This is a genomic window from Butyribacter sp., assembly GCF_056818865.1.
Window position 1 is genome coordinate 54,025 of the sequence record NZ_DBLYGC010000020.1, and the last position, 10,974, is coordinate 64,998.

Here is a 10,974-nt window from a genome sequence, read left to right on the forward strand (position 1 = left end):
AAGTTGAGCATTTGTTAAAAATTGAAAACTAAGATTATTAGGAATTGTGAGGTGAATTGAGTGAAAAAAATAAAACAGATTGCAGCGATTATAATGTGTGTAATACTGGTTGGCATGTATGTGGTTTCGTTTATTGCGGCAATTTTTGCTAAAACGCAGGCGCATGGTCTTTTTATGGGAAGTGTTGGTTTGACCATTATGCTGCCACTGCTTCTTTATGCGTACACTATTATATATAGGGTACTTCATCCTGACATATCTGATGAAGAAGAACCGGATATTTATGGTGATGACGAATATGCGGAAGACGAATCAGATTTTGACAGTAACGACGAGGATGCGGACGAAGACGAATCAGATTTCGACAGTGATGGCAATGATGCGGATGATGATGTGGCTATCGAGGAAGATGATAACGATTTTTAGCGGTAGAAAAAATAGGGATAAGGGAAATTCGACTATGAGAGATAAAAGAGATAATATGAAAGATAAAACCGGATTTGCAATATGGTATGAAAAAACGGTTGGGAAACTGATACCAAAGCAGACAGTTATATCACTTATTTCATGTTTTGTATTGAATTCAGTGATATATACGGGAACACAGATACTTATGAAAAATGCGAAACATTACGATTTATCAACGAAGTTTGATAAGGAACTTCCGTTTGTAAAGGAATGGATATATGTGTATCTTATATGTTTTGCATTTTGGGCTGTGAATTACATAATGATATCGAGAACAAAAAAGGAGCATTGGTATAAATTTGCAACAGGTGATTATCTGTCAAGAATTATATGTGGTGTGTTTTTTATATTGCTTCCAACGACAAATGCAAGACCAGAGGTTACGGGAAACGGACTTTCGAGTATACTTATGAGATTTATATATACGGTTGACCCGGCTACCGACCTATTTCCGTCAATACACTGCCTTGTAAGCTGGATGTGTTTTATTGGTATAAGAAAACAAAAACATATACCGGCATGGTATAAAGCTTTTTCAGCGGTGTTTGCAATAATGGTTTTCGCTTCAACACAGTTTACAAAGCAGCATTATATTGTTGATGTGTTTGCGGGTGTGGCGATAGCAGAGCTATCTTATTTTATAGGAACACATACAGATCTCTACAAGAAAATATGGAAAGTGTTTGACAAAGTAAACTATATTGTATTTGGGAGAGAATAAATGTCAGGAGCAAAGAAAAATATTTTTAATGCAGCATTTTTACTGCTGGTTCTTATTATTACCCTATATTCAGTATTTCACGGTGAAAATCTGTCTGAGCTTTTGATGTACTTAAAGCAGGGTGATTTCAGATACTGGATACTTGGTGCAGTGTTCGTAGTCGGATTTATCGAATCTGAATCATTGATAATATATTATATGATGAAAGTTCTCGGTGAAAATGTAAAACTTACGCATTGTTTTTTATATTCGTTTGTTGGATTTTTCTTTTCACTCATAACACCGTCAGCTACAGGAGGTCAGCCGGCACAGCTTTATTTTATGAAAAAAGATAAATTGTCGTTGCCGACATCTACGATGGTTTTACTCATTGTAACAATAACATACAAACTCGTTCTGGTAGTGCTTGGGCTTTTGGTGATGATATTAAGACCGGAGCCGGTATGGGAACTTTTAAAACCTATATATGGGTGGTGCTATTTGGGAATTTTCTTGAATGTTGTGTGTGTTTTTGGTATGCTTATACTTGTATTTCATCCTACGCTTGCAAGCAGAATAGTATTATTTTGCGTGAGACTGTTTGACAGGATGTTTAAGACAGACAAGGAAAAAAAGTATGGAGAACGTCTTGAAAGAGCGATGGAAAAGTACAGAAATGCGGCAGAATTTTTCTATAAAAATATAAGAGTTATAATAAATGTTTTTTTGATAACATGCGTACAGCGTTTTTTGCTGTTTGCGGTTACATATCTTGTATATAAGTCATTTATGCTTAATTTTACAAGTGCAGGAGTTGTAATAACATTACAGGGAATGATATCGGTTGCGGTTGATATGCTGCCGCTGCCGGGCGGACTTGGAATAAGTGAAAAATTATTCAAAGACATATTTGTGCAGGTATGCACAAAGAAATATACACTGCCTGTTATGATAGTGAGCAGAGGACTTAGTTTTTATGTTCAGCTCGGAATAAGCGCAGTTATGACAGTAGTTGCATATCTGCGTATTGGGACAAAAGATAAATAGCGAAAAGGGTGGCAGATGAGAAAGACAACAGAATTGTTGTTTTCCGGAAAGAAATGAGGATAGTTATGAAAGAGAATGTTAAGAAAAAGAAAATTACAGATAAGCTGATAGGGGTTTATGATTATACGGTTATACTTACATATATCAGTCTTTTTATATCTGTTATAGGTATGACACAGGCAATGAACGGCAGATTCAGGACCGCAGTTACATGTCTTGCACTTTCAGGTCTTTGTGATATGTTTGACGGAAAGATAGCGAGAAGTAAGAAAAACAGAACAGATGATGAAAAATTGTATGGTGTCCAGATAGATTCACTTTGTGATGTTGTATGTTTTGGAATATTTCCGGCACTTATATGTTTTCTTATAGGAGTGAGAGGGCCTGTTGGAAATCTGGTTATAGGTTATTATTGTATATGTTCAGTTATAAGACTTGCATTTTTTAATGTGTTGGAGACAAGAAGGCAGCAGGTAGAGGAAGGGGCAAATAAGTATTATCATGGACTTCCGATTACATCAATGGCAATTGTACTGCCACTTGTCTTTATGCTTCAGGTATTTATAAGTGATTGTGTATTTGTAATTGTATTATACTTTGCGCTTGCAATAGTAGGAACATTGTTTATAGTTGATTTCAAATTAAAAAAACCTGACAATAAGACACTTGTATTTTTGGTATTATTAGTGGCAGCTGCAGTGATAATAGTAGTTGTGTTCTCAAAATATAAAGTGCCAAAACCGCATTTTTTTGAGAAACCGCTTTGGAAGTTTTTTAAATCATAAGGAATATGGATAATAATATAAATGCTAAGTCATTGTAAATATATTGACTTAGCATTTTTCACTTGCTATCCTATAATAAATAAGTAAATATAATGATGTTAGGGTCAAAAGGTATTTTGATCACAATTAATGCCACGGATTGCTTCATTGCTGTGCAATTTTCGCAATCCTGCAAACACATCCAATCCCGCATATTTGCAAGCAAATCTGCTACTTGTCGGTGTTTGGCGGGTCAAGCCACCAGATAGCAATTTGTATGTAAACATACATTGCTATCTGCTTTTGACCCTTGCATCATATCATATAAGAAATGGGGATTAAAATGGAATTTGAAAGAATAAATTGCAGCAAGGAACAAAACAGTCAGGATAAATTTCTTGAAAAAATGTATAAGAGCGAAGCTGGAAAGCTGCTTTTAAAATTTCTTACAAGTAAAGCAGTATCGGAAATTGGCGGCAGATTTATGGACAGTCCGCTTTCGGTGCCTGCTATAAAACCGTTTATCGAGAAAAACAATATAGATATGTCGCAGTATGAGGATAAGAAATATAAAAGCTACAATGATTTTTTTACAAGAAAAATTAAAGAGGGTGAAAGAGTATTTGATATGACACCTGAACTGCTTTGTTCGCCATGCGACAGCAAACTTACGGTTTATAAAATAGATGAAAAATCTAAATATGAGATTAAAGGTACAAAGTATTCATTTGAAAGTCTTACAAGAAGCAGTAAACTTGCAAATTATTATAATGGCGGTTATATGCTTGTTTTCAGGCTTTGTGTGGACGATTACCACAGATATGCGTATGTAGATAACGGTAAGCTTGGTCCGATAAGAAGAATAGACGGCGTTTATCATACCGTAAATCCTGTAGCGATTGAGACAGGGTACGATATATATAAGGAAAATACCAGAGAATGCAGTGTTTTGCACAGTGAAAATTTTGGTAAAATACTTCAGATTGAAGTCGGCGCCCTGATGGTTGGAAGAATAGTCAACAATGATGAGAAATGTAATGTGTCGAGAGGACAGGAAAAGGGACGTTTTGAATTTGGAGGTTCTACGGTTATACTGGCATTTTCAAAAGACAGCATAAAGATTAAGGATGAGATTATCAATAATTCAAAAGAAGATTATGAAACCATTGTAAAAATGGGAGATGTAATCGGAGAAAAATTTTAGAAAAGAGGAATCGATGGATACGCCAATCTGTGATTTTGTAAATAAATATATAGACAGTGATTTTTCAAGATTTCACATGCCGGGACATAAGGGAAAAGAATTTATAGGATGCGAGAGACAGGACATAACGGAGATAGATGGTGCGGATGTATTAAGCCACGCTGACGGAATTATAAAAAAAAGTCAGGAAAATGCCACAAAACTTTTTGGAAGCGGAGCATCATTTTATTCAACGGAGGGTTCATCACAGTGCATAAAGACAATGCTTGCGGCAGTTTTTATGGATTACAAAATAAGACAGGAACAAAAAAGTTCTGAAAGTACAATAAGCAGCACAAAACCATTCGTGCTTGCAGCAAGAAATGTACACAAGTCAATGATAGATGCACTTGCATTGCTTGATTTGAGTGTGAAATTTATGTATCCAAAAGATGCTGACAGTATATGTGTAAGCATGGTCACACCTGATGATGTGAAAAGTGAACTTGAAAAAAAACAAAAGCCGATGGCTGTATATATAACTTCACCTGATTATCTCGGAAATACAGCAGATATAGAGGGAATATCAAAAGTTTGTGAAGAATGTGATATTCCTTTGATAGTTGATAATGCACATGGAGCGTATCAGGCATTTTTGGACGAAAAAAAGTACGGGACAGTACATCCTATACAAAGCGGAGCTGCCATATGCTGTGATTCGGCTCACAAGACACTGCCTGTTCTGACAGGCGGAGCGTACATTCATGTGTCAGAGAAATACAGGGAAAGACTGGCACCTCATATTGCTTCTTATATGACAATATTTGGTTCGACAAGTCCGTCATATCTTATAATGCAGTCGCTTGATATGTGTAACAGGTATCTTGACGGGAAGTTTAGAGCTGAACTGGCTGACTGCATTGAGCGTATAGAAAAGACAAAAGCTGTTCTTGCAGAAAATAATGTAAGCCTTATGGAAACTGAGCCGCTTAAAATAGTGATTGACACGGCGGCAGCAGGCATGGAGGGTGATGAGCTCGCAGATGAACTTAGAAAATATAAAATAGAATGTGAGTATGCAGATAAATATTTTGTTGTACTTATGATAACTCCGCAAAATGATGAGAAAGATTTTGAAAGACTTGAAAAATGGGCGTCAGATACTAAAGATTTCAGAAATAAAAAAGGAAAACTTGTACCCAAAAAGCTTGTTTTAAGCAGGGCTGAAAGAGTGATTGGAATAAGAGAGGCAGTTTTTTCACCATACAAAAAAGTAAGAGTTTCCGATGCCTGCGGCAGAATATGTGCATCACAGACAATAGCCTGTCCTCCGGCTATACCAATAGCTGTATGTGGGGAGAGAATAGACGAAAATATGATGAAAATTTTTAAGGAATATGCAATAGAGTATATAGACGTAGTTGATAACAGTTATATATAAATGTAATGGAAAAGTTTAATATAATATAGAAAAAATAGGAAGTGTATAAATATAAAAACTGAAATACGGTTTGTGAAAGGTGGATAAGGATATGAAAATATTATTTCCAACATGGAAAAGTTTCGGAGTAGAGGATATAAAAGAGACATTTGAAAAATTGGGGCATTCGGTATTATTGTATAAAAATGAGCCAAAGAATTACCGAATTGACCCAAAATATAAATCAGAAATAAAAAAATATATAAGAGAAAACAGTGTGGATGCAGTATTTACATCGAATTTTTATCCGGTAATATCAGATGGATGCAATGATATTAAAATTCCGTATCTTTCATGGTGTTATGACAGTCCGCTTATACTTACATATTCAAAATCAGTTTTTAATAAAGTGAACAGAATATTTATATTTGATTCCCTTATGGTTCAGGAACTTAGAAATCTTGGTGTAGAAAATGTCTGGTATATGCCTATGGCGGTAAACGAAAAAAGACTTGAAAAAATGAGTATATCAGCACAGGACAGAAAGATTGTAGAAAGCGATGTATCATTTGTCGGAAGACTTTATACAGAGGAACACAATCTTTATGACAGAATGGAGCCTAAACTTGATGATTACACAAAAGGCTATCTTGAAGGAATAATGGAATCACAGAGACTTATATACGGTTATACATTTATTGAGGAACTTCTGACACCTGACATTGTGGAAAAGATGATGGCAGCAATGCCGGTAAAAGTGCAGGAAAACGGAATGGAGAGCATTGAGTATATCTATGCCAATTATTTTTTATGCCGCAAGATGACGCAGCTTGACAGAACAGGCATATTTAAATATTTAGGAGAAAATCTTCAAAATATAAAACTTGAAAATGGAAAGAGCATAGCACCGATGAAACTTTATACATCAGAACCAACACCGTGGTTAAAGGGGATAAAGAACATGGGCGAGGTGCATTATATGTATGAAATGCCGCTTGTATTTAAGTATAGCAAGATAAATCTCAATATAACACTCAGAAGTATAAGAAACGGAATACCGCTTCGTGCGATTGACATAATGGGTGCAGGCGGATTTTTGCTTACAAATTACCAGAGTGATTTTGCGATGCACTTTGTTGATGGGGAAGATTTTGTGAGTTACAGTGACAGAGAGGACATGCTTGAAAAGATAAAATATTATCTCGTACATGAGGATGAAAGAAAAGCAATTGCGGAGAACGGCTGTAAAAAAGTAAGAGAGGAACACACATATACACAGAGATTGTCCGAAATAATTGGGAGCATTTAAAGAGGAATGTTGATTTCCAAAACTGTAATAAAATTCCTAAAACTGCAAAAAGTCTTGAAATACGAGAAAAAAGATGATACCTTTTGAAAAAACAGGAGGTACATAGGAATGTTAGATAAATATTTAAATTTATTAATAAATAATGGAATTATGCCACAGAGAGAAGTGGATATATATAAATACAAACTGAATTGTTTACTTGAAAAGATATTTACGATAAGTGTAATGATACTTATAAGTTTGTTTTTTAAACAAACGATAGGCATAGTTATATTTATCGTATCTTTTTTTTCGCTTAGAAACAGAACCGGGGGATTTCATCTGAGTTCATTTAAAATGTGTTTTTTTGGTACAATGGCAATAGAAATGGTAGTAATACTTTGTATAAAATTACAGGTTATTCCACTTACAATATCAGGAATATTGTCTGCAATAGCTACGATTATTATTTTAATTTTAGGAGCAGCAAATCATCCTGATATGGACTATGAAAAGGAAGAATTTAAATTTAATAAAAAATATGCAAGATTAATTGTAATAATAGAATTTTTGATAGTTGTTTTCTTTAATAAAATCAAGGTATCGGGAATGTATATTCAATCTATAGAGTTTTCTATTATCCTTGCATCTGTTTTACTAATAACAGCATTTGTTACGGGACAGCATAAAAAAATAATGTAAAAATCGACAAAATATTTCTAAAACTGCAATAAAATTTCCAAAACTGCAATGCGCATTGAAAAGTAAAATAATAAATGATATTTTCTAATTGTTGTTAGAACTAACAATAGTAAAAATGGAAGGAGGAACAGGCATGAATATTAAAGAGAAAGCAGTAGAGGTTTCAGGTTCTGTACTGAAAAAAATGGTTGAGAAAGAAAAGCAGGGAAATTCTAAATGCTGCGCAATTTTACATCAGCCAAAAAGACCAACAGCTTTAAAAAGAAGCGCAAAGTAAGTTTAATTATTGAAAAGAATAGTAATGTTTTATAATAGGGAAAATATTGGGAACAAAAATCTCTCACTCTTTAACTCTACCCAGGGTGAGAGATTTATTTGATAAATAAATGGAAAAAATGAACGGAGAGAATGAATATGAATAATAAAATAAAAAAACTAATGATATTTTTTATGTGTATTTGTCTATTAATAACAAACAATGTACAGGTATTGGCAGCAGGAAAAACGATTGGTGCATATAAAAATACAACTTATACCGTAGATAAAGGCTCAGATGCGAAAACGATATACGATGGAGTTATAAAAGAAGATAGTAATTATTCAGGTATCTACAAAGATGTGAAAAATAAAAAAATGACAGAAAGTGACTTCTATGATAAAACAAAAACTATTAAATATTGGTCGAGTCATGGTTCGGTTACTGGACAATTGTTTGGAGACAGCAATAATAGCTGTAGTTTTAATATTTTTAGCAAAGATAATTTTACATGGGCAGGTGGAAATTTGGAATTTGTTTTTTTGGCAGCGTGTAATCAATTGAATAAAGAATCAAAGAATCCTTTGAAAAAATATGCTAAAGCAATGCTAGGAAATAAAGCAGTCCGAGTTATTTGCGGGTATCATGACAAAGCACCTGCAATAGCTGACAATAAAGTTGCTAATAAATTTTTAGATTTTGCAAAAACGGGAGAGTCAGTAAAATCGTCATGGATTAAAGCAAATGAGTATGTGTATGCTCATAACGGATATACAAATGCAAAAAATTATGCAGTATTAACTCATACAGGAAATGTACAATATTCTAGATTTCCAGGTTTTTCAGGCAATACTTATGCACGACCTAAATTGGATTCTAAAAAAATATTACGCTTTCGTAAAAATGTAGAAAATGGAGAAACAGTGATAAATACAGCAAGTGTAAAATTGAGAAAAAAAATTGTGAAAGAAAAAGATATAAAACCTATAAAATTACAGATATCACCTAAATGTGATGATTTTATCATGAATAATGGTAATAAAATAAGTATAGATGGCGGCGAAATTACCGAAAAAGAAATTGCAATCGGTAAAATGGATTTATATAAACAGATAGCTAGATATGTAAAGCAGAATATATTAAATTCAGAAGATATTGATTTAGAAATGAAAAATATGAAAATTGAATCAATTGTTGCTGATGATGCACTTTCAGAAATAAAAGATGATAAGATTGTGTCGTATGTAGTATCATTTGCACATATTGAAGAAGGATATGGATTCCTAAATGATAAGGCAACTTTTATTATTGATAGTGATGGAATAAAATATATTACGATAAATTGGAGCAAATTGAAATAAGAAATGATTAAGATATTGGTTATTCCAAATTGACAAATCGCCAATGGTATATGCAGAAAAATTGAAAGAACTTCACCAGTAATGTGAACAATACGGCAAAACAAGGTATGTGTCTGAGTAAATTAGATTTTCGTGTAGCAATGTAGGTCAGTAAGAACAAAACAGACCAGACATGGAAAGTTCATTATCATAGTTAAGCACAGGGTTAATAGCCTTTATAAAACAAAAGAAAATGATGCTTTATTAGGCAAGTGTACCTTGATTTGCCTACTCAGTATAAGTTACTGTGACTATTCTACACTTTTTGCTCATTTGTTAGAGGTAATAAAGTAAATAAAAAGTTTGACGAATAAAGATTTTTAGATTTGATATTATGGGAAGGAAAAATAAATGAATAATAAAAGACTTTTTTTATATAGAGTTATAGTTATATTAACTGTGTCAGTTATGGGACTTACAGGGTGTAAAAACACAAATACGAAAGAAAATAGTGAACCTGAAATTGCAACAGTTGCACCAACTGAAGGTAATGTTAATAATAGAGAGGCTAATGAATCTGAAAAAGATGCAGATAGTACAATAACAAAAGTAAATACAGTTTCGGAATATTATTTGGCGATGGGAGTATTTTCGGAGAATATTGTTTTGAACGGTGCTAATCGTGATGAGGCTGAAGTAAGTGTTGTAAATGAGAAAATATGTTTGCCACAGGGGATGTTTCGAGGCATTGCGGTGGCAAATCAGGCGAGAAAATACAAAGGATATAGGGTGTCAAGGGATGAAGCAAATGAATTTATAGATATTATGGAAAATGCCCAAATTACTGAAAAGGATAAAGCTATTAAAGGGAGGAATATTGAGGCTCACATGGTTTACTTAAATAGTCATAGTGAGTTTAGAATAATAAATTTGACTTTTTATAAAAATGGATTTTTTAGTGTAGATGTTCAGGCAGATGATGAAAAAAAATTTGCGAAGGACCTGAAAATAAAAATACAATCAGAAAAAAATAAGAAACAGATTTATTTGAAAAGCAGCAAGCTTGAAAATTTAATAAAAAAATGGATAGGTTATAGAGAAACTGCTGCAGAAGAATTTGAACAAATTAAAAGCGTAGTTTATGAAAATGAAAGCATAAATAAAAGTGTCGAATTGAAAGAACAACAAATAAGTGAATTGAAAAAGCTGACACAAAATAATAAAATCATCGATGGAATGCCGTGTGATACCAATAATTATTTTGTGTGCACATTGTCAACAAACAAAAAATTACATTTTTCAATTTCTTCTGATGGAGATTGTTTATCAACAGATGACCATGTATATATGCTAAAAACTAAAAAGGCAGCATATGCAAGAGAGTTTGTAAAGTCGCTTGTCGCACAACATTAAAAAAGAATTTCGCTATGTTTCTTTACAGCATTGGTGGTTTGAGATACAATTTTATATAGGATTTAGGAGGAAATTTGTGTGAAATCTGATGTTATTAGAATTGCCATATGTGATGATGAAAAAGTCATAGCTGAAAAAATCAAGAAATATGTAGAAGATTATATTAATAAAACAGAATTACCTTATATAATAGATATTTACCGGTCAGGAGAAGAATTTATCCTGTTGAAAAATGCAATGACAGAATATGATATTGTATTTTTAGATGTAAGTATGAAAGAAATTGATGGAATAAAAACTGCATATGAATTACGAAAATACAGTGATAATACATATATAGTTTTTGTGACGGGATTTATTCAATATTCCTTAGCCGGGTATAAGGTTAATGCA

General features: G+C 33.2%; 12 protein-coding genes. All 12 read left to right on the forward strand.

Features of this window, described 5'->3' with window-relative positions; genetic code table 11:
- Window positions 1-60 precede the first annotated feature (60 nt).
- The gene (locus ACZLXV_RS10175; protein WP_482383330.1) at window positions 61-426 is read left to right on the forward strand and encodes a hypothetical protein; all 366 of its coding nucleotides are present in this window, start codon (window positions 61-63) and stop codon (window positions 424-426) included.
- A gap of 34 nt (window positions 427-460) precedes the next feature.
- Window positions 461-1,189, forward strand: coding sequence for a phosphatase PAP2 family protein (locus tag ACZLXV_RS10180; RefSeq protein WP_482383331.1), 729 nt, complete (start codon window positions 461-463; stop codon window positions 1,187-1,189).
- A complete protein-coding gene (locus tag ACZLXV_RS10185; protein WP_482383332.1) occupies window positions 1,190-2,215 on the forward strand; it encodes a lysylphosphatidylglycerol synthase transmembrane domain-containing protein in 1,026 nt (341 codons plus the stop codon). It begins immediately after the preceding gene.
- A 104-nt stretch (window positions 2,216-2,319) separates the two neighbouring features.
- On the forward strand, window positions 2,320-3,000 hold the full coding sequence (locus ACZLXV_RS10190) for a CDP-alcohol phosphatidyltransferase family protein (protein ID WP_482383340.1): 681 nt from the start codon (window positions 2,320-2,322) through the stop codon (window positions 2,998-3,000).
- A 322-nt stretch (window positions 3,001-3,322) separates the two neighbouring features.
- Window positions 3,323-4,183: a phosphatidylserine decarboxylase gene (locus ACZLXV_RS10195; RefSeq protein WP_482383333.1), complete on the forward strand. Its 861-nt coding sequence runs from the start codon at window positions 3,323-3,325 to the stop codon at window positions 4,181-4,183.
- A 13-nt stretch (window positions 4,184-4,196) separates the two neighbouring features.
- Window positions 4,197-5,603, forward strand: a complete 1,407-nt coding sequence (locus ACZLXV_RS10200) for an Orn/Lys/Arg family decarboxylase (protein ID WP_482383334.1) — start codon at window positions 4,197-4,199, stop codon at window positions 5,601-5,603.
- A 91-nt stretch (window positions 5,604-5,694) separates the two neighbouring features.
- Window positions 5,695-6,891, forward strand: coding sequence for a CgeB family protein (locus ACZLXV_RS10205; RefSeq protein ID WP_482383335.1), 1,197 nt, complete (start codon window positions 5,695-5,697; stop codon window positions 6,889-6,891).
- A 108-nt stretch (window positions 6,892-6,999) separates the two neighbouring features.
- Window positions 7,000-7,572, forward strand: coding sequence for an accessory gene regulator B family protein (locus ACZLXV_RS10210; protein ID WP_022224706.1), 573 nt, complete (start codon window positions 7,000-7,002; stop codon window positions 7,570-7,572).
- 133 nt (window positions 7,573-7,705) lie between these two features.
- Window positions 7,706-7,849, forward strand: a complete 144-nt coding sequence (locus ACZLXV_RS10215; protein WP_022224705.1) for an AgrD family cyclic lactone autoinducer peptide — start codon at window positions 7,706-7,708, stop codon at window positions 7,847-7,849.
- Window positions 7,850-7,986: 137 nt separating this feature from the next.
- Window positions 7,987-9,189, forward strand: coding sequence for a DUF6345 domain-containing protein (locus tag ACZLXV_RS10220; RefSeq protein ID WP_482383336.1), 1,203 nt, complete (start codon window positions 7,987-7,989; stop codon window positions 9,187-9,189).
- A 390-nt stretch (window positions 9,190-9,579) separates the two neighbouring features.
- Window positions 9,580-10,581 (forward strand): hypothetical protein, encoded by a 1,002-nt coding sequence (locus ACZLXV_RS10225; RefSeq protein ID WP_482383337.1) that lies wholly within the window; start codon window positions 9,580-9,582, stop codon window positions 10,579-10,581.
- A gap of 78 nt (window positions 10,582-10,659) precedes the next feature.
- Window positions 10,660-10,974 (forward strand): LytR/AlgR family response regulator transcription factor (locus ACZLXV_RS10230; RefSeq protein WP_482383338.1); only part of this gene is annotated, 315 nt, incomplete at its 3' end.